The 20736-nt window shown below is 47.0% G+C and carries 16 protein-coding genes; 4 read left to right on the top strand and 12 right to left on the bottom strand.

Annotation, left to right across the window (positions count from 1 at the left end; all coding sequences use genetic code 11):
- Positions 1 to 53 precede the first annotated feature (53 nt).
- Positions 54 to 2819, top strand: coding sequence for an alpha-L-rhamnosidase (locus C8N47_RS12890; RefSeq protein ID WP_107822984.1), 2766 nt, complete (start codon positions 54 to 56; stop codon positions 2817 to 2819).
- A gap of 366 nt (positions 2820 to 3185) precedes the next feature.
- Here C8N47_RS12890 and C8N47_RS12880 read toward each other — a convergent pair whose 3' ends face one another.
- Positions 3186 to 3917, bottom strand: coding sequence for an energy transducer TonB (locus C8N47_RS12880; protein ID WP_107822982.1), 732 nt, complete (start codon positions 3915 to 3917; stop codon positions 3186 to 3188).
- A gap of 192 nt (positions 3918 to 4109) precedes the next feature.
- On the opposite strand from C8N47_RS12880, the gene C8N47_RS12875 reads away from it, so the two are divergent.
- On the top strand, positions 4110 to 5885 hold the full coding sequence (locus tag C8N47_RS12875) for a BamA/TamA family outer membrane protein (RefSeq protein ID WP_107822981.1): 1776 nt from the start codon (positions 4110 to 4112) through the stop codon (positions 5883 to 5885).
- A 59-nt stretch (positions 5886 to 5944) separates the two neighbouring features.
- On the opposite strand, the gene C8N47_RS12870 is transcribed toward C8N47_RS12875, so the two are convergent.
- The 11 genes from C8N47_RS12870 to C8N47_RS12820 all read right to left on the bottom strand — a co-directional run bounded on the left by C8N47_RS12870 (position 5945) and on the right by C8N47_RS12820 (position 18107).
- Entirely contained in the window at positions 5945 to 8074 is a 2130-nt protein-coding gene (locus C8N47_RS12870; protein WP_170111388.1) for a S9 family peptidase, read from the bottom strand.
- A 95-nt stretch (positions 8075 to 8169) separates the two neighbouring features.
- Complete coding sequence (locus tag C8N47_RS12865; protein WP_107822979.1) at positions 8170 to 11124, bottom strand: DEAD/DEAH box helicase; 2955 nt, start codon at positions 11122 to 11124, stop codon at positions 8170 to 8172.
- A gap of 195 nt (positions 11125 to 11319) precedes the next feature.
- Positions 11320 to 12150, bottom strand: coding sequence for a 50S ribosomal protein L11 methyltransferase (gene prmA, locus C8N47_RS12860; RefSeq protein WP_107822978.1), 831 nt, complete (start codon positions 12148 to 12150; stop codon positions 11320 to 11322).
- A gap of 19 nt (positions 12151 to 12169) precedes the next feature.
- Entirely contained in the window at positions 12170 to 12922 is a 753-nt protein-coding gene (locus C8N47_RS12855) for a TerB family tellurite resistance protein (protein ID WP_107822977.1), read from the bottom strand.
- On the bottom strand, positions 12915 to 13502 hold the full coding sequence (gene coaE, locus C8N47_RS12850; RefSeq protein WP_107822976.1) for a dephospho-CoA kinase: 588 nt from the start codon (positions 13500 to 13502) through the stop codon (positions 12915 to 12917). Before coaE ends, C8N47_RS12855 begins: the two co-directional genes overlap by 8 nt.
- A 2-nt stretch (positions 13503 to 13504) precedes the next feature.
- Entirely contained in the window at positions 13505 to 14500 is a 996-nt protein-coding gene (locus C8N47_RS12845; protein ID WP_107822975.1) for a CdaR family protein, read from the bottom strand.
- A 66-nt stretch (positions 14501 to 14566) separates the two neighbouring features.
- On the bottom strand, positions 14567 to 14881 hold the full coding sequence (gene yajC, locus C8N47_RS12840; RefSeq protein ID WP_107822974.1) for a preprotein translocase subunit YajC: 315 nt from the start codon (positions 14879 to 14881) through the stop codon (positions 14567 to 14569).
- A gap of 13 nt (positions 14882 to 14894) precedes the next feature.
- Positions 14895 to 15320 carry a DUF1573 domain-containing protein gene (locus C8N47_RS12835; RefSeq protein ID WP_107822973.1) on the bottom strand — a complete coding sequence of 142 codons (426 nt, stop codon included), beginning with the start codon at positions 15318 to 15320 and terminating at the stop codon, positions 14895 to 14897.
- Between the two features lie 5 nt (positions 15321 to 15325).
- Positions 15326 to 16279, bottom strand: coding sequence for a transcription antitermination factor NusB (gene nusB, locus C8N47_RS12830; RefSeq protein ID WP_107822972.1), 954 nt, complete (start codon positions 16277 to 16279; stop codon positions 15326 to 15328).
- Between the two features lie 73 nt (positions 16280 to 16352).
- Entirely contained in the window at positions 16353 to 17081 is a 729-nt protein-coding gene (locus C8N47_RS12825) for a rhomboid family intramembrane serine protease (RefSeq protein WP_107822971.1), read from the bottom strand.
- Positions 17082 to 18107: a threonine aldolase family protein gene (locus C8N47_RS12820; RefSeq protein WP_107822970.1), complete on the bottom strand. Its 1026-nt coding sequence runs from the start codon at positions 18105 to 18107 to the stop codon at positions 17082 to 17084. It abuts the gene before it with no gap.
- 513 nt (positions 18108 to 18620) lie between these two features.
- On the opposite strand from C8N47_RS12820, the gene C8N47_RS12810 reads away from it, so the two are divergent.
- Together C8N47_RS12810 and C8N47_RS12805 are read left to right on the top strand one after the other, a co-directional pair.
- Complete coding sequence (locus tag C8N47_RS12810; protein ID WP_107822968.1) at positions 18621 to 19931, top strand: cryptochrome/photolyase family protein; 1311 nt, start codon at positions 18621 to 18623, stop codon at positions 19929 to 19931.
- A 178-nt stretch (positions 19932 to 20109) separates the two neighbouring features.
- Positions 20110 to 20733, top strand: coding sequence for a DUF5063 domain-containing protein (locus tag C8N47_RS12805; RefSeq protein ID WP_107822967.1), 624 nt, complete (start codon positions 20110 to 20112; stop codon positions 20731 to 20733).
- The last annotated feature ends 3 nt before the right edge of the window (positions 20734 to 20736 follow it).

Here is a 20736-nt window from a genome sequence, read left to right as displayed (position 1 = left end):
CTCTGCAATTAATTTGAATATTTTCGAAAACAAAAAAACGAAGATTATTAACCATGAACTATCCGAAGATATTAGTCTCTTTTCTGTGTCTCTTTTTTGTATATTGGTCATCTGCTCAAATAAAAGTTGACGGACTGACTTGCGAGTTGTTGGAAAATCCATCCGGTATTGAAATACAACAGCCCCGGCTGGGCTGGAAAATTAAAAGTGACCAACGAGAAGTGTTTCAAACGGCCTGTCAGGTGCTAGTGGCTTCTTCTCCTGAAACGTTGACCGAAGATGAAGCTGATTTGTGGAACTCGGGAAAAATTGAAACAGATCAATCGCAATTATTGCCTTATGGCGGGAAAAAGCTTGGCAGTTCCGACGAGTGCTTTTGGAAAGTGAAGGTTTGGACCACCAAAGGCGATAGTGAATGGAGTAAGCCGGCGAAATGGAGTATGGGCTTGTTCTATTACAAGGATTGGCGCGCTCGCTGGATCGGCTTTGACAGAACATTCCCCTGGGACGATGATTCGTTTCATTCCCGACTGTCGGCACGTTATTTCAGGAAGGAATTTGACCTTAAAAAGGAGGTCAAAGAAGCAAAAGCCTACATCATTGGACTTGGCTTGTACGAACTGTCGTTAAATGGCCAGAAGGTCGGAGAGTCGGTTTTGGCACCTTCACCCACGGATTACAATCAAAATATCAAATACAACATTTACGATCTGACTGATAAGTTGAACCACGGCGCAAACGCCCTGGGGGTTGTACTCGGAAATGGTCGTTATCATACCATGCGCCAGCATTACAAAGGGTATAAAGTCAAAAATTTTGGCTTTCCGAAGCTGCTTTTTCAGCTTGTTGTGAAATATGCCGACGGAACAACAGAATACATTCGCTCGGATAATAGCTGGAAAGGAACAGCCGACGGGCCAATACGATGGAACAACGAGTACGATGGTGAAGGATACGATGCCCGGAAAGAAATGCAGGACTGGAATCGGGTTGGTTTCGACGATAGCAACTGGCTGCAGCCCGAATATGTTGAGCAGCCCGACGGCAAATATGAAGCTCAGCTAAATCCGAATATGAAAGTATTGAAGGAGCTAAATCCGGTTTCAATTCGGGAGCAGCGTGCCGGTACCTATATTTTGGATTTGGGGCAAAACTTTGCCGGTTGGCTGCAGTTGAACGTGAAAGGGCATGCCGGCGACACTGTTACGATGCGTTTCGGCGAAATTTTGCAGGATGATGGCGAGCTGTTTACCACCAATTTGCGCGATGCCCGGGCTACTGCGAAATATATTCTGAAAGGTGAAGAACCCGAAACCTGGGAGCCCCGGTTCGTATACTATGGATTTCGCTATGTTGAAATTACCGGTTGGCCAGGTAAACCAACGGTCGATGATTTCGTGGGTAAAGTGGTTGCCGACAATATGGCTGTCCGGGGCACTTTCCATACATCTAATGAGCTGATTAACCAGATCTACCGGAATGCTTACTGGGGAATTCTGAGCAATTATAAGGGGATGCCTGTTGACTGTCCGCAGCGGAATGAACGGCAGCCTTGGCTGGGAGACCGAACAATCGGTTGCTATGGCGAGAATTTCATTTTCGACAATGCCGCACTGTATAAAAAATGGATCGACGATATTGCTTTTTCGCAAAAGTGGGACGGATCAATCAGCGATGTGGCTCCTGCATACTGGCGTTATTACAGCGACAACATGAGCTGGTGCGGAACTTTACTGACCGTTGCCGATATGTTATATCGCCAAACTGGCGATGCAGAACCAATTAGGAAGCATTACCACGCCATGAAAAAGTGGTTGAATTATATGGAAGATCGCTATTTGAAAGGGGACATCATGACCCGAGACAGTTATGGCGATTGGTGCGAACCACCGGCCACAATTGAGGAAGGGCGTGGAAAAAGTGCCGACCGAAAATATCCGAGTGCGCTTATTTCGACCGCCTATTATTACCATTATTTGAACCTGATGCAAAGTTTTGCCGCCCTCAGTGGTAACCAAGCTGATATTGAGCTCTATCAAACACAAGCAAAAGCGACAAAGGAGGCTTTTCAAAGAACATTTTATAAAGCAGAGCAGAAGGGGTATGGCGACAATAAATTGACTGAAAATATTTTGGTGGTGGCAATGGACTTGGTGCCAGTACCCAACAAGAGGCAAGTTGTTCAAACAATTGCAAACACCATCGAGCATACCAACGGAGGACACCTAAGTACCGGCGTGATCGGTACGCAGTGGATTATGCGCACCTTAACCAAGGAGGGGCATGCCGACCTGGCCTGGAAGCTGGCAACAAACAGTACTTATCCCAGTTGGGGCTATATGGTTGAGCATGGCGCCACCACAATCTGGGAACTCTGGAATGGAAATACGGCGGCTCCCAAGATGAACTCTTACAACCATGTGATGATGTTGGGAGACCTGCTAATTTGGTATTACGAAAACCTGGCCGGGATCAAGTCGAGTACCGAACAGGTCGGATTCAAGCAACTCGTGATGAAACCGGAAATGATCGACGGGCTCAATTTTGTGGATGCGTCCCACGAAACACCCTATGGGCTTGTTGAAAGTCGCTGGATCCGCGAAAACAAGAAATTTGTATGGGATATTACCATTCCTGCCAATACCGCAGCAATCGTTTATGTGCCAGCCGAAACGGCCAGGGATGTGCTGGAGAGCGGTAAAACCATCGATGAAAAGGATGGAATAAAGATACTTCGCTCGGAGGAGGGACGCGTTGTTTTGGAAATCGGTTCCGGTGTTTATCATTTCGAAGCAAAGATGAAGAAGCAAAAAAGCTGATGATTCCCGGAAATCACTGGTAGAATGAAAAGTCGAGTATTTTCGGCTGTCCGGTTGTTGTCTCAAACAGTAATTTTCCCGTCAACTTGCGTGCTAACCAAACTGAATGGCTAAAGGCGTAATTGTAAAAAGTAGGCTCCGAAGCGGCAGTCAAGGAGTTTTGGCAGAAAAAAAGCTGTGCAAACAGCCTGAAAAAATAAAAGGTAGACCCTCTGGCCTACCTTTTCTCACTAAACTAACTAACCTAACTAAACCTAAACTTATGAAAAAAAACGTACCGCAAAGATATGCTCTCTAGTAGTAAAATCCGAATAAAAACTGTTAATTGATGTTAAAATAGTGTTTTTTTTGACAATAACCCCTTCTTTACTGGGCCACGAAGGTGTAAGTGATTGATCCTTTTTGCGGGTTAGGGGCGTCTGATTTTGAATTGAATACCGTTCGCAATGCAGCTTGCAAAGCATAGTCGGGAAGCATGGGGTCCGAAATGTTCGCGTAGGGCTGCACCTCGGCTTTAACAACCTTTCCCGAGCGCGAAACCCAAATTGTTACCGTTATTTGGCCGCCCCCGCGCGCCAGGTAAACCGGAATTGGCAGGCGAAGATGATAGCGGTCTTCCAGGAAATAATGAATGTTGCTTTCTCCGCTGTAGATTGTATTCGATATCTTTTCCGGATCGATGCCTTCGGTTGATTGCTCCGGCATTTCAAACTGTTTCATGTCCGGTATTTCTTTGGTGAGTTGCTTGTTTACATCGGCAACCAGCTTTTGTGCCTCAGCAATCTCCTGCTGATAGGCCTCATCGAAAAACGGATCTTTGGTGCTGGCATCATTCACCGCTCGGTTGCTTTTGGATTGGACGTACGGATTATCCCGCTCGGTAGCGGGCGTGTTTTGATCTTCCGCTTTCTCTTGTTCTTCCAAAAGCTCGGGTGTTTCCTCCACCTGGCTGAAGTCGATGATGATTTCTTCTTCCTGCATATCCTTTTTTACCTTTACATTGGCTAGTATGATAAATGCAAAAAGCAAGATGTGGAAAATCAGCGTACCGATGATTCCATTGATATTTTCGCGATATAGTCTCTTTAAATGCTGCATGGACTGCAAAGTTAAAATAATGCACCACAATTTTCTTAGGGAAATTTAACTCTTCGAAAAGGGAAATTAGATATATTAACAATAATTTTGTGAGGATTTATAATAAAGTGCGCCAGTGACCGGTTTTTGTATTGGGATTGATTCATGAAAGTATTTTCGACGATATTGATAGTCTGTTTAATCTTCTTTAAATTGAATGGTTTAGCAGAAGTGTGGCCGCAAGACTCGCTTGTGATGGTCGCCGATTCGGCTAAAGCTCTCCCTGATACATTGAAAAAAGAAGGTCGTATGAACGGCCTCACCCGCTTTGTTTACGATCGGATTGTCAGCGAGAAGAAGGACTCCTCGAAGTTAGTGGCCAAGGCATACAACCTGGAGCAGTTGAATGGAAAACGCATTAAGTCGATTAAAATTAAACAGCTGGATATTTTTGGTCCTACTTTTGACGATACAGCCCGGGTTTCGGATGTGGGAGTCGAAAAACTAGCCAATAAAGTGCATACACGAACCAACGAGCGAATCATCCAAAAAAGCATTCTTTTGGATGTTGATGATAAACTGGATGTTGAGAAAGTTTACGACAATGAGCGGATAATTCGTTTGCTACCCTTCATCAAGGATGTGCGTTTTATGGCAGAGGCAGATCCGCTGGATACCTCGATGGTAAACCTCACGGTGGTAACCAAAGATGTGTTTGCCTTTGGGATGCGGGCTCGTTTTCGCTCGGTTGATTCGGGAGAGCTGGAGATGTACAATCAAAATATTTGGGGAGTCGGGCACCAAATTTCGGCCATGGCTGTTTCCAGCTTGGACGAAGAGCCAAATCTGGGCTTCGAGGGCTCTTACTCGATAAATAACATCCGCGGGCATTTTGTAAACCTGACTTTAGGCTATGCTGACAACTACCGGCGTGAAGGAATTCTTTTTGACGCCGAGAAGCAATTTTTGCGCTCAAGCACCCTGTGGGGGGGCGGTATGACTTTTCTGCGCCTTTACCGAACCGATCGCTTTTACGAGAATGAAGCGATTCTGGTTGATTCGCTAAACTATCGATCTTTCGATTTGTGGTCGGGTTATTCCTTTAAGCTCAGTGACGATCCTTCCGGAGATTTACGGTTAATTTTGGCTGGCCGCTACCGGAATTTACAATTTTACGAACGCCCCGATCCGGGGCCCGATAACAATCAATATTTCGGGAACTCCAATTTTTTTCTGGGCAGTGTAAGTCTTTCGAAACGACAATATATTCGCGACCATCACATCCTGGGATACGGCATCACCGAAGATATTCCGAAGGGCTTTTTGCACGAGTTTGTTTTAGGGTTTGACCAAAATGAAAAGGCAGATCGTTGGTATTCGCATCTTTATTTTTCGTCGGGAAACCTAATTCGCTATAAACCCTCCTATATGTTTCTGTCGGCAGGGATCGGTAGCTTTTTCAATTCGAACCGTGCCGAACAAGGCCAGCTCGAACTCAACTGGAATTATATCAGCCGGCAATTTGGCTTAGGTGCTCAAACAGCCCGCCAGTTTTTGAAAATCCGCTATGTATATGGTTTTAACCGATTCGATCAGGAGACGCTGTCGCTGAAAAACAGATATGGTATTCGCGGTTTTTACAGTGATATTCCTCGCGGACAGCAGCGACTGGTGTTAAGTGCAGAGACGGTTATTTTTCAGCGCAAATCAATCCTGAATTTCAATTTTGCCTTCTTTGGTTTTGCCGATCTTGGCATTGTCGGTTCGGCTCATAAACCGGTTTTTGGCGGCGATTATTACACGGGCGTTGGCGGTGGTATTCGTTTGCGAAACGAGAGTTTAATCTTCCGCACCATTCAGCTACGCCTGGCCTTTTATCCCGGCCATCCGGGCGACTCGAGCTTCATGGGCTTTAGCCTGCGCGAAATTGGCGGAACCGATTTTTACAGCTTTCAACCCCGAAAACCGGAGCCGTTGCAGTTTAAATAAGAACAAACAGGCCAGCTAATGAGTTAGCCGGCCTGCCTGAAAAATAATACGTTTTTGCCTTACAGATAGTCGAAGAAATACTGGCTGATTTTGTCCATCAGGTGCAGGCGGTCGCGGCCGCGTACATTGTGCGGATGCGTTGGGTAGGCAAAAAAGTCAACCTGTTTGTTTTGCTGAATGCAGGCTCTTAAGAATTTCATGCTATGCTGCATAACCACCGTGTCGTCCTGTACACCGTGGATCAGCATTAGTTTCCCTTGCAGCGTGCTAACGTGGTTGACCATGTTGCACTCGCTGTAACCGTCCGGATTTTCCTGCGGCCTGTCCATATAGCGTTCGCCGTACATCACCTCATACATCTCCCAATCAACTACCGGACCGCCGGCAACCCCTACTTTGAAGGTCTCGGGCTGGCGCAGCATCAGGTTTAGTGTCATAAAACCTCCAAAGCTCCATCCGTGTACACCAATGCGGTTTTGGTCGACGTAGGGCAGGCTTTTCAGATAATCGATGCCTTTCATCTGGTCTTTGGTTTCTTCAACACCCAGCTGGCGGTGGATAACTTCTTCGAAGGCCTGCCCGCGGTTGGCCGACCCGCGGCTGTCGACGGTGAACATCAGGTAGCCCTTGGAGGCCATATAATAAAACCACCAGTTTGCGTCGTTGTGCCAGGTGTTGTTGACCAGCTGGGCATGTGGCCCGCCGTATACATAAACAATTGCCGGATATTTCTTATTCGGATCGAAGTTGGTGGGCAGGATCATCCTTCCGTACAGTTCTGTGGAGTCATCAGCAGCTTTGAGGTTCACAATTTTGTTTTCGCCCAGTTGGTAGTCCGCCAGGGTGTTGTCGGCTTTCGAAAGAGTGCGCAGCAGCTTGCCGTTTGTTTTACGAAGATCTGTTTGCCCCGGGTTGGCACAAGCCGACCAGTTGTCAGTCATATAGTTGAACGACGGCGAGAAATTGGCCTTGTGCGTTCCGGCCTGATCATCCAGTTTGGTCATCTCTCCGTTCTTCAGGTTTACCCGGTAAATGTGCCGGTCGAGCGGACTTTCCTTGGTTGCCTGGATGTAGGCATATTTTTCGTTGGCATCGGTTCCGTAAAATTCGGTTACCTCCCAGTTGCCTTTGGTGAGCTGACGAATGAGTTCTCCTTGGGTGTTGTACAAATACAGATGAAACCAGCCATCGTTACGCGTCCAGTAGTAAAATTGGTCGTTGTTGGTCTTCGAAAATACAAGGGAGTGTTGAGGCTCCACATAAGTCGATCGGCTTTCCTCCAGAATGGTTTTCACCTTTTTGCCTTCGGCCACCAGATACTGATTCAGCTGCATCTGGTTTTGATCGCGGTTTAGCTCGGCCAGGTAAATATACTTTTCGTCAGGGCCCCAGCTGAGGTTGGTCAGATAGTGATCGTCGGGGCCGGCGGTTTTCAGGTAGCTTGTTGTGCCCTCTTCAACATTGTAAATGCCAATGGTTACCTGGTGGCTGGTCATTCCGGCCATTGGATATTTTACGGGTGTTGCTTCGGCCTGGCGCGTCATAAAATCAACCAGCGGATAATCTTTTACCATGCTTTCATCCTTGCGGTAAAAAGCCAGGTATTTGCCGGATGGCGACCAAAAGGTTCCTTTTTCGATGCCAAATTCACGGCGGTGTACATAGCGACCGCATACAACACCTGGCTGGGTTTCGTGAGTGACTTGTATGTCCTGCCCGTCCTTTTGAATGAACAGGTTTTGCCCCTTCACATAAGCAACAGCCCGTGCCTGGGGGCTCAAATCGCTCGCCTCGCCATCTTGCGGTGTTTCAAGCTTGCCGGTAAATTGCTTGCTATTCAGGTTGAAAAATGAAATCTGGTTGCCGTTGTTGAAGATGATTTCGTCTTCCGTATGAAAGCGGAATGCCCCGATATGTGCGAAGTCGATTTGTTGCCCTTGTGCGATCTTGCTCAAATCGGTGGTGGTTAGCAAAGCATGGCTTTGTTGGTCTGCGACTCCGGTTTCCCAGATGGTGTCGGTTTGCAAGTACACCAGGCTTTGATTGTTTCGCCACTGGAGCTGGCTTATCTGGCGAGGGTAGAGGTACGAATAGCGTCCCAAAACAGCGTCTTCGAGGCTCATTTGTTTTTGGGCCATAGCTGTTAGTGTGAACAGAAATGCGCCTAAAATGAGATAAATCTTTTTCATTGTTCTATCTAAATTTGAAATATTGAATTTGCGGATCCGGAGGCTTATATTAGCTTCGCGCATATTAGTCGCAAAAAGGGTTATACATTACGTTTTTAGCTGAATAAGTTTATGATTTCTTCGCGGCTGATGGCCTTAAACGGATTGTTTGAATTGATGAATTTTTCGGCTAGCGACGATTTACGATCCTGCAGGGCAAGGATTTTTTCTTCGATACTTCCTTCAGTAATAAAACGATATACGATTACCTTCTTATTTTGACCGATGCGGTGTGCGCGGGCAATGGCTTGCATCTCGGCTGCGGGGTTCCACCACGGATCGATGATGAAGACGTAGTCGGCCGATGTGAGATTCAGGCCCACACCGCCGGCTTTGAGCGAGATCAGAAAGACGCGGTTTTCCGGATCGTCCTGAAAGCTTTGAATCACGTCGGCGCGGTTGGCTGTTTGCCCGGTGAGCAGCGAATATTTCCACTTTCGGTTTTCCAGTTGCTGTTTAACCAACTCCAGGTGTTTTACAAAGGATGAAAATATCAGTACCTTGTGTTTCTCTGCAAGCAGACTTTCGAGTGTGTCCAGAATCTGTTCAAACTTACCGGACTCGGTTTCGTCGGCACCTTGCAACATCGACGGGTGGTTGGCCAGTTGGCGTAGCTTGGTTAGGCCTTGCAGCACCACAAAAGCTGATTTTTCAACGCCTTCCTGATCGATATTCTCCAGAATGCTGTTGCGGATGGCCGACTTTTCGAGTTCGTAAATCCGCTTTTGCTCGCTGGCCATGGCGCAATAGCGAATTTGCTCAGTCACCGGCGGCAAGTCGCCGGCAACTTGTTCTTTGGTGCGCCGCAGTATGAAGGGGCGGATGAGCGTTTGCAGCTTTTGCTGTTTCTCCGGGTCGCTCTTCTTCTCGATTGGCGTAATAAATTCGCGCTTAAAGAAGGCCAGGTTGCCCAGCAATCCTTTGTTGACGAAATTCATCTGAGCCCAAAGATCCGACAGCGAGTTTTCGATCGGAGTACCTGTTAATACCAGGCGGTGTTTGGCTTTTAGCTGCGAAATAGTCTGGTAGGTTTTCGATCCCGGATTCTTGATATACTGACTTTCATCCAAAATGACGTAGAAAAACTCGATATCCCGGAGCATCTCGAAGTCGTTGCGAATGGTTCCGTAGCTCGTCAGGATCACATCGTAATAATTTGCCTGCGTTCTGAAGTTCCCGGTTCGTTTGCGCGATACGCCAAAGTGGCGGTATACTTTTAGCGATGGCGTGAACTTTTGGATTTCGTTGTGCCAGTTATGCAACAGGGATGTTGGCATCACAATGAGGCTTGCTGCTTGTATCTTCGGTGTTTCCGCAGGCTCAGTTGTCTCCGTTCTCGGGGGCTTGGCAAACAGGTCGCCCTGATCGCTGTTTGGCTCAAATTCCGGGATCTCCATTGTGCTTTTCAACCGCTTTAGCTTGAGCAGCAGTGTGAGCGTTTGCAGGGTTTTACCCAGTCCCATATCGTCGGCCAGGCATCCGCCCAGCTGGTTTTCAAAAAGGTTATACATCCACGAAAAGCCCTGGTGCTGGTACGAACGGAGTGTGGCTTGCAGGTTGCGTGGTACGGCAACGGGTTTTCCGGCCTTTGTTGCCACATCCTGCAGCCGGTTGAAGAAGCTTTTATCCAGACCTTTCAGCTTTTGTTGAAGCAGTTGAAAATGGTGCTTTTTCAGGCGCAGGTTATTCCCTTCCTGTTTGGTAAAGGGAAGCAGGTCGGCGTAGTCCGAGAACCATTCCTTGGGCAGAATGGCATGCTCGCCGTTGGGCAACTCAAACTCGCGGATGCCCCCCAGAATGTGTCGTTTCAACTTGATAAACGGAATCCGAAACTCGCCAAACTGTACGTAGGCATAAATGTCGAACCAGTCTTCGCCCTCCTTTACTTCCAGCTCCAGCTCCTGATGTTCGGTTGAGTAAACTTTATCCAATCGGTTTTGGGTGAACGTGAATCCGCTTTCCTGCAATTCTTGTTTGTGGCGGTTCAGCCAGTTTATAATTTCATACAGCCGATCCTGGCCGCTTAACAGCTGCGCTTTCAGCGGAACGAAACTGCCGTTTTCTTCGCGAAGACCCAGTTTGCTCAGATAGGCCAGCTGGGTTTCTTCCCACGATCTGTCACGGTTGATTTTTGTGAATTGGTATTGATTGGCCTGTACACTAAAATCGATGACCAGCTCTGTTTTATTGTTGGCCAGATATTCGTTTTGCCCGTAACGGAAGCGTGGAATAAGCACGGCGTCCATCTGCAGGTTGGGTTCCAGCGACAGGCTGACTTGTTGGTCGACATCGCCATCAATGATAGTAAAACCTTGCGCCCGCACCGGATATTCCAACAGGCAATTATGCACAAAACTCTTGTAGTATTTCTCCTCGACCTGAGAGGCGATGAAAATGCTTTCCTTGTCGAGAAAAGGCAGCAATTTCTTCACACTTAGTTTTTCGAAGGCATACAACCGGCCTTGGTAGATGAAGGCTCCCGGCTCGTTGCTAACCATTGTGATAGACTTATGGAATAGCCTAATGGGTGCTCCATCATACGAAATTTCAAGGCTGTAGTGGGTACCTTCGGGCGTGCGGTTGAAGCAAAAGCAACAGTCGGTATACTGCGGTTGAACAACAATCAGGTCTTCATCGTAGAGGTTCGAGTATTTGGCTTGTTTCAGAAATAGGCGGGTATTGCCCCGCATCAAAAGCCGGATGATGCGAACCAGGTATTTATCGATGTAGGGACTGATCTGTTGTTCGAACAAAGCGGGATCCATCTGGTGGAAAAATTTGCTCGATTCTTTCTTCTTCGAAAACTTCTGAACCAATTTCTCGTCGCTGTATTGCTCCACCAGTTTTACCAGCTCGGCTTGCTCGTTGTTGAGTTGCAGCACTTCAATATCGCGCTGTTTCACCATCTTGGTGATGGTGTAAAACGATCGCTTCTGTTCGATTAAAAAGGCTTGAAATAAATAGCCGAAGGTTCGGTGTTCGGTTAATCCGATAATCAATTCCTGGGACATAGGTGCACAACTTCTTAAAACTCAATATCGATTTCGGGCTTCAGCATTTTCGATGCTTTGCAGTAGCCAAACTTCAAATATAGGTAAAAGGTAGCGGATGGCGCGGGCTTGCCGGAAAATTATGACCAAAATAAAAAAGGAAGAGTTTGGTTTCAAGCTCTTCCTTTTGGGCATATTTTAATGAATGTGGTGTGTCTATTTTTCGAACGCGCAGGCTATCCAGTTGTTTTTTTCTTTGATTTCGAGTTTGCGAAGGAAAAGCTCCGAAGCCCGGGCGAGAATATCTTCCAGGTCGTCCTTGTAAAAACCACTGACTATGAGAATACCACCATCTTTCAGTACGCTGTTGTATTTTTCGATATCCTGCATGATGATGTTTTTCTGGATATTGGCCAAAATAACATCGTATTGTTTGTTGCCCAGCAAGGAGGCATCGCCAATAAAAGCTTCCATGTTGTTGATATTGTTGAGGCGGCAGTTTTCAACCACGCTCTCAAAAGCCCAGGCGTCAATATCGATGGCTGTTACCGACTGGCAGCCGCGCATCGATGCGAAGATGCCCAGTATGCCGGTTCCGCAGCCCATGTCGAGCACGGTTTCGCCTTCCATATTCAGTTCGCGGATGTGTTCAATCATCAGCGAGGTGGTTTCGTGATTGCCCGTGCCGAAGGCCATGTTGGGCTCAATAACAATTTCGTAATCCACCTTGGGGTATTCCGTATGAAAGGGCGCTCGAATCAAACAGTCGTTGCCAATGAGCAAGGGCTGAAAGTAATTTTTTTCCCATTCTTCGTTCCAGTTAATGTCGGGCATTTCTTCTTCGGTAACCGATACCTCGAAGGGCAGTTGCTCCAGTATTTGTCCGATGGCTTGTCCCGAAACCTTGCCAACGGGGTAGAAGGCATTCAGCTTTTCGTCGCTCTCATCGAAACTTTCAAAGTCCAGTTCCGACAGGTAAGCTGTCAGTATTTCCCGATTGACTTCGTTGTCGGGATCCAACGTAAAAGTTGCTTTAATGTATTGCATCTGTTGTTTTTCGAATTTATTAGGCGAAGCTACGTTCTTTTTTGAGTTGTTCGTAGGCTTCGTTCACTTTCTGGAATTTCTCTTTAGCGGCATTCTGGAAGTCTTCGCCCAGGTAGCTCACTTTATCGGGATGGTATTTCATGGCCATTTTGCGGTAGGCCTTTTTAATTTCTTCGTTGGTGGCTGTCGATTCGATCTCCAAAATTTTGTAGGCAGCCTCGGTATTGGCAATAAACATCGATTTAATCGATTCGAAATCTTTACCGGTGATGCCCATCTGCTGCGCTATCTGAGTAATTAAGTTGGCTTCAGTAACATCTACCTGTCCATCGGCCTGGGCAATGCCAAACAAAAAGTGCAACAGCTGCAAGCGCGCCGAGTAGTCCATATTTTTCTCAATCTGCCGGCATACATCCTGAACCGGGATGTTTTGGTTCAGCAAGTCACGCAGCAGCTGAACGGCTTCCTGCGCTGAGTCGGCTCCAAACGAGCGGACGAAAAAGTCTTTCACGTAGTTTAGTTCCGATTTCAGCACTTTACCGTCGGCTTTCATCACGGCGGCAACCAGCACCAGCAGGCTCATCACATAGCCACCGGTTGTTGTTTGCGTTGCTTGTCCGCTGGCCGAACCATGCGGTTGATAGCTGTGCCCATTCGGCGGTTGATTTTCGTTTTCAAGCATCGAGCCGACTACAAATCCGATTATTCCTCCAATCGGGCCAAGAAATGCCCAGCCTAAACCGCCGGCGACCCATTTTGCAAATTTACCCATTCGTTCTAAATTTTTTATCCAATTCAATAAGCTGCGGAACTACCAATTTTGTGCCATCATTCTGAATAATGAAATCGGCCAGTGCCGCTTTTTGTTCATCTGTCCATTGTTTTTCCATCCGCGCACGGACGCTTTGCGCATCGGTGTTTTCCCGCTTTATAACCCGCTGTATGCGCATTTCTTCGGGGGCAGTAACCAGAAGCGTGTAGTCCATCATTTCATAAAAGCCACTCTCGAACATGATCGCCGCTTCGTGAATGATGTAAGCTGATGTTTGCTGCTCGCACCACTGAAAGAAGTAGTTGCGCACCTCGGGGTGGACAACGCCATTGACCTTTTGCAGCAAAGATGGTGAATTAAAAATCAGCGAGGCTAACTTTTTTCGGTCAATGCTTTGATTGGGCAGGTAAATCTCGGGGCCAAACAAGGCTTTGAGCTGATATCGGATGGTTTCCGAATTGTTGATTAATTTTTTGGCTTCGGTGTCAGCTTCGAAAACAGGGATGCCAATTGTCCTGAAAAAATGGCAGATGGTTGATTTTCCGCTGCCAATTCCTCCGGTAACTCCAACTTTTATCATTGTTACTTCATCTCAATTAAATACTCCACCTGCTCGGGACTAACCGTAACCGACAGGATGTTGAGTGGTTCAGCATTCAGGCTGATGGTTAATATCTCCTTTTTAGCTTCAATGTCGGCATAGGAGACCGAGAGGCTAAAATCGTTGGCTGTAATGGTTGAAAAGTGGCTCAGACCAACCATGAAGCTGATCTTGGCTTTGTCCGGAAAAAGCTTCACGTTTACTTGTTCGGGCACGTCGGTAACCCGGATTGGCACAATTACTTGTTTCTCGGTAAATTCTTCGAGCGGGATTTGGAGCATGACGCGGCCCGGCTCGGTCTGGTAGGCGTCGGAGCTTTCCAGCGGCACATTGCGCAGGACGTTCTTATCGAGCTCTTTAAACTGTTGTGCCTTGGTTTGTACAAATTGAATTGTGTCCAGAATGGATTCGGCTCCGGATATCAGCACCGAGTCGGGCTCGGTCGTAATGGGCCCTTCTACATAATATTGCTTTTTTAACGTATAGCTAACCACCGGCTTTACTTTTACCTTTTTGCTGACTAACCGGTCGAAATTGAAATGTAGCGAATCGGGTTGAATGTCGATGATTTTTAGCTCGTTACTTACCTGACTCGACAGGCGGTTAATATATTGCCGGGTTGCCACCCGAAACTGCGAGTTGGGGGAGTTTTCCATCTGTCCGGCGGTAAATTCGTTTACGTTGAATACCAGGGGCGAAAAAGCCATGCTCAGCTTATGACGCAGGATGGTGAATCCCCATGAATTAACTTTCAGCGTGAATTCATCGGGAGGTGAGTTGGCTAAAATTTTATTTTTAGGCAGATTGGTGTACTTCACCGGAAAGCGCAAGTCGACCGTGTATTGCTTGTTCAGGGCATTTAAGAACCAAAACACCGTTGCAATGACCAGACAAATCAGGAAAACCATCAGGCGCCGATCGTCTTTCGCCGTTAGCTTGCGGTAAAGCAGGTGTATGTTGAGCCAGATCTTTTTCACGATTTCAAAGATAAAAAAAAGGGCAGACTAAAATGTCGGCCCTCTCGTATTTCGGATAATGTCAATTTATTTTTGCTGTGGTACGTCTGACATGTCTTTTACAACAGCCGACTTATCGACACGTAACTTAACATTGTCGTCAACCTGCAACAGCACATAGTTTTCTTTGATGTCGGCAACTTTACCGTAGATGCCGCCGGTTGTAACCACTTTGTCGCCTTTGGCCAGACTCTCGCGGAATTTCCGCAGTTCCTTTTGCTTTTTCATCTGCGGTCTGATCATGAAAAAATAGAATACCACGATTACCAAAATCATTGGCAGGAAAGTCATCAGCGGATTCTGTTCAGCTCCTTGTTGCGGAGCCATCAATAAGTAATTCATTTGTGTCTTTTATTTAGTTATAAATGTTTAACAAGTCGTTTTCGACTGTGGCCGTAATCAGCAATTCCTGTGCCGTTTTATCCGCGTTGGTATAAACCCGGATTTGTTTCAGCACATTGCCCACTTCGCCAGCCGAGTTAAACAGCACTTCGATGTACTGGTGTTCTCCGGCTGTGATGGCTTGCTTCGGAAAATTAATTTCGATACAACCACAATCGGCCGTGATGCTGTCGATTATTAATTCGCCCGTGCCTTCGTTGCTAAATTGAAAGCTGAACGAAAGAAGCTCTCCGGCCTGAATGGTTCCAAAATTATGGATTTCTTTCTGAATGCCAAATTTTGGTTCGCCTTTGGCGGCTGCTTCGTTTTTGGCCGGTTTGCTTGCCGGTTGGCAGGCTACTACAGCCAGAATTAAAATCAACAGGAAGGGCAGTCTCATCGCGCTTAGTCCATTTCTCCGATTAGTCCGCGGCCGGCTTTCTGAATGCGCTCGTCTTTTTTCAAGGCCTTGAGTGCTTTGTCCAAAATACCATTGATAAAGTTGCGGCTCTTTTCGGTACTGTAATATTTCGACAGTTCGATGTATTCGTTCAAACTAACCTTGGTTGGTACCGAGGGAAAATACAGAAATTCGGCAATGGCCATTTCCATAATCAGCTTGTCGATAAAGGCAATGCGCTCAACATCCCAGTTTTCGGTGTATTGCTCCACAATTTTCTTTAACTCGTCGTGGTTGACAATGCATTTTCGGAAGAGGTCTTTGGTGAATTTTTCGTCTTCGTCATCCTTGAAAATTGGCATCAATGCACTGTTCTCGTTGAAGAACTCCTTGAATTTACGGATGGTTTTAATGATCATGCTGATGACAAAATCGATGTCGTCGTTCCAGTAAATGCTTTGTTCTTCCAGGATATCGAACAAATCGTCCGATTGAAGGATTATTTCAGCAAAAATCAGCTCAATAACTTTTTTGTCGTCGGCAAAGTTACGCTCTGGCTTGCTCATGTAGTCGATGTAGAAATCGGAGCTAACCAGGGTATTGTAAAGCTTTTTAATGAGCTCGGGTTCGTTCGACCAGCTTAATTTGGATTGCTCCAGGCTCTTCAGTAAGGCCTTGTTGGTTCTTAGCTGATGAATAAGGTGGTTGCTGATAAACCGGGTGTTTGGATTTAAATCTTCTTCGGTCGGAAAGTGCTTTTTCTTACGAAGCTCGATGATCGAGTTTGCCTGATCCGCAATTTCGACTACCAGCTGAAATAAATGATGGTAAAGGTCGTAAGTTTTCTGCATGCTGAAAAAGAGTTCTTTTTCGCTCTGGTTAATCGATCTCTCCGGAGAGGTATAGAAGGCGTATAAAACCTGTAATACTTTGGTGCGGATAATTCTTCTGCTAATCATTTTGTATAGAACTAATTTCTTTTTTAAGAGGGGGCAAAGTTAAAAAATTTCCCGACTGGCAATGAGCATTGAATTAGCTTTTTTCAATTTCTTCACTTTCCGATGAATGGTGCAGTGAATCAGTTTGTTCTCCGGCTGGCTCTTCCGAAAGATCGGTTGCATCGTCCTCGGGTTCATCTTCCCACTCGTAACGGCTTCGCTGGGGGCCTTGTTTGCGATAAAAAACACTCAATACCAGGCCGCTAATCCCGCCCCACAGATGGCTTTCCCACGATATGCCCGGTTCAATGGGGAAGATTCCCCAAAACATGCCACCATACAGGAATACCACAACAATTGAGATGGTTAGCAGCTTGACATCGTTGCGCAGCAGGCCGCTGAAAAACAGAAATGACCCCAATCCGTAGATTAAGCCGCTGGCGCCAATATGCCAGGCTTCGCGGGCACCAATCCACACGCAAATTCCCGAGAAAAGATAAATTAACAGGAAAATCCGCCAGGCCAGGCTGCGGTAAAAGTAAAACAGCGCAACGGCGAGCACGAAAAAGGGAATGGAGTTGGCCACGATGTGTTTTAAACTGGCATGAATGAAGGGCGATAAAAGAATACCGGTTAAACCCTCCAGGGTGCGCGGAAAGATGCCCAGCCGCGCAAAATCGTCGCCCAGGATGTTTTCGACCAGAAAAACCAACCAAAATCCCAATAAAAATAAGGCCGGAAAGACCATGCTGTAGCGGAAAATCTTCTTGTCCAGCTCGTGGTCTGGCTTGTGTTGATTGGGGTAGTAGTTGAAAAGTGGCATCTATAATAACGATTTTAACGCGTTTACAAATCCGTATATGTCCTCTTCCGTGGTGTCAAAAGAGGTCATCCAGCGTACTTCTGAGCGCGATTCATCCCAGATGTAGAAGAAGTATTGTTCTTGCAGCGGTTCGATAATTGCCGGCGGAACGATGGCGAACACGCCGTTGGCCTGTGTTTTTTGTGTTAAGGTTACACCTTCAACTTTAGCAATTTCCTGTTCCAGCAGCCGAGCCATCCGGTTGGCATGTTCCGCATTTTTTTTCCACAGTTGGTCGTCGAAATAGGCCAGAAACTGAGCACTGATGAAGCGCATTTTCGAAAACAACTGCATACTTTGTTTGCGGATATACTTCGTCATCGTGGCTTGCTCAGCATTGAAAAAGATAACAGCTTCGCCCATCATCATCCCGTTTTTTGTGCCGCCAAACGAGAGTACATCAACGCCGGCATCGCGGGTAAAACTGCGGAAGGGCCGATTTAGTGCAGCCGCAGCATTGGCAATCCGTGCGCCATCCAGATGCACGAACAGGCCATGTTGGTGAGCCAGATCGGCGATTGCTTTAATTTCGTCAACCGTGTAAATTGTCCCCAGCTCGGTGACCTGCGAGATGGAAATGACCCCCGGCTGTGCGTGATGTTCGAAACCAAAGCCATGCAGATGAGCTTTGATATCATCGGGGTGAATTTTGCCCAGGCGGTTGGGAACGGTAATCAGCTTGCAGCCGGTGAGTTTTTCCGGAGCACCACACTCGTCAACCTGAATGTGGGCGGTGTCGGCACAGATGATCGAATTGAAACTTTGCGTGAGGCTTGCCAGCGAAAGCACGTTGGCTCCGGTGCCGTTAAAGGTGAAGAAAACTTCGATGTCGTCGCCAAACTCCTGTTTAAATCGCTCGACCGCCTGTCGGGTTACCGGATCGTCGCCATAGCCAACAGCATGGCCTTCGTTTACTTTTGCAATAGCTTCTAAAATTGCCGGATGAATACCGGCATTGTTGTCGCTTGCAAATCCTCTTTTTGTCATTTTGGGATGTCTTTCAGGTTAAATTATCATCTGTTTTGAAACATCAAACTTATAAAAATGGATGCAAAATTGATAGCGCTGATGGAATCCTGTTCTGTTCATATCGGAAGGTTTGGGGGAATGGGGTAAAAAGGAAGCCTCATTTTAACGAATACAGAAAGTTGAAGCATGGACATTTGGAAATTGGGTTTCAATTTTAGGAAGGCGTTTCCATCCGTGCTTGCCTCGACCGACGTTCCGGGGAGCAATTTCCATCCGTGCTTGCCTCCACCGACCGTTCGGGAAGCAATTTCCATCCGTGCTTGCCTCCACCGACCGTTCGGGAAGCAATTTCCATCCGTGCTTGGCTCAACCGACCGTTCGGGAAGCTTTTTCCATCCGTGCTTGCCTTGTCCGGTTGTCAGGGGGTAATTTCCATCGGTGTTTGACCATGGCGAGTTGGAACTGGTGTTTGCCATATCAGTTGTTTGGTTATCTTTAAAATCGCTCAATAATCAAACAAACTTACAACGAATGGATAAACAAGAAATTGCGGTATTTTGGTTTCGGCGCGACCTGCGAGTTGCCGATAATCATGGTTTGTTTCAGGCGCTGAAATCGGGCAAGCCGGTTTTGCCAATCTTTATTTTCGACAGCAATATTCTGAATAATCTCGAGCAGGAAGATTCGCGGGTGAGCTTTATCTTGCATGAAGTACAAAAGCTGCACGCTTTTTTCGAAGAGCAGGGGAGTACGCTGTGGATTTATCATGGAAAGCCGGTGGAGGCCTTTAAACGATTGATGAAGGAATACGCCGTTGCTGAGGTGTTTACGAATCAGGATTATGAACCCTATGCCCGCGAACGCGACAAAGCTGTTTTTCAATTGCTGGAGACTGATGGCATCCGTCTGCGGGCATTCAAGGATCAGGTTATTTTTCACAAAAACGATATTCTGAAGGCGGATGGAACTCCCTACACCGTTTTTACACCTTACAGTAAGAAGTGGCTTTCAAACTTAACCGAAAAGCATTGCCAAGCCTTTCGGTCGGAAGAGCTACTGGGCAACCTGTTGCAAACCCGGCCGCTGAAAGCGTATCACCATTCGGATCTGGGGTTTAAGCACGGCCCTTATGAAGTTCCGCCGATGACGATCGATAGCGCGTTGCTGGAGGCCTATGCCGACAATCGTGATTTTCCGGCTGTCGGGGGAACCTCGCGCCTGGGCGTGCATCTGCGCTTTGGAACGCTTAGCATCCGCCAACTCACGGCCTTGGCATTGAAACATTCGTCAACCTTTTTGAACGAGCTGATATGGCGAAATTTCTATATGGATATTTTGTGGCATTTCCCCCATGTTGCCGACTCCTGCTTCAAACCGGCATACAACTTTATAGCCTGGCAAAACTCGGAGAAAGATTTTGCCCGCTGGTGCGAGGGAACAACCGGTTATCCGCTGGTTGATGCCGGTATGCGCGAGTTGAAGGCAACGGGCTATATGCACAACCGGGTGCGTATGGTCACCGCCAGCTTTTTGTGCAAACATTTGCTGATTGACTGGCATTGGGGGGAAGCCTGGTTTGCTGAAAAGCTGCTCGATTTTGAGCTGGCTTCCAACAACGGTGGCTGGCAGTGGGCGGCCGGCTGCGGTTGCGATGCCGCACCTTACTTCCGGGTTTTTAATCCGGCGCTGCAACAGCAAAAGTTCGACCCCGATTTTGCATACATTAAAAAATGGGTGCCCGAGTTCGGTAGCTCGGCTTATCCGCCACCCATCGTGGACCATAAAAAGGCGCGCGAAAGGGCAATAAGCGTGTACAAGGCGGCACTTGACGAACGCCGATAAGTGCCGCTCTACTCATTTGGTTGAATGGTTTGGCGGGGTATTCCCGAAATGCTCCGCTATAGCCCGGCCAGCCTCCGGTACCCGATCCGGCTGACGGGCAAAATCCGGATTCAGCTCATTTAATTTCGGGTTTTCACGGTAAAACTTATTACTTTTGCCGCACAGATACAGCAAAATTATGTCAGAAGATCAATTAAATCAGTTGGTATACTCGAAGGAAGTGATTGAATTTGTCACCCTGGCCAACGAGTATTGTAAATTTGTTGAAAATGCCGGTAGTCTCAAAACACGCGATTTCCTGAGCAAGATTCAAAAGATTTTACCACTGGTTTATTTAAAAACCAGCATGTTGCCCAACTTTGAAAGCACCGAAGAAGTGGTGCTCGAGAAATTTGTGAGCGAGGTTGATTACAGCTATCTGCAGCAACGTATGATGAACATGCTGGGAGAGCACGATGATTACCAGGAGGTTTTCGATCGGGATATGCAGTTTAGCGAAGTTCCGTTAACAGCCAGTATCTCCGAAAATTTGGCCGATATTTATCAGGATCTGAAAGACTTTGCGCTGTGTTACCGCACCGGTGATGAGTTTGTCATGCAGGAAGCCCTCTGGGAATGTATCGACAACTTTAAAAATTACTGGGGCCAGAAGCTGGTAAATGCCATGCGTGCCATCCACGCGTTGGTGTACAGCTCCATTGATTTTGAGACCGAAGTTACCATTCAGAACGATGAGGAGTCGCTCGAGGATACGAAGCCGGATTGGCTAAACAACCTGTTTAATGATCCGCTCGAATCATAAAAG

Source organism: Mangrovibacterium marinum (assembly GCF_003046625.1).
Lineage (GTDB): Bacteria > Bacteroidota > Bacteroidia > Bacteroidales > Prolixibacteraceae > Mangrovibacterium > Mangrovibacterium marinum.
The sequence above is the reverse complement of the archived record's forward strand: the minus strand, read 5'-3'. Positions and strand labels throughout refer to the sequence as shown.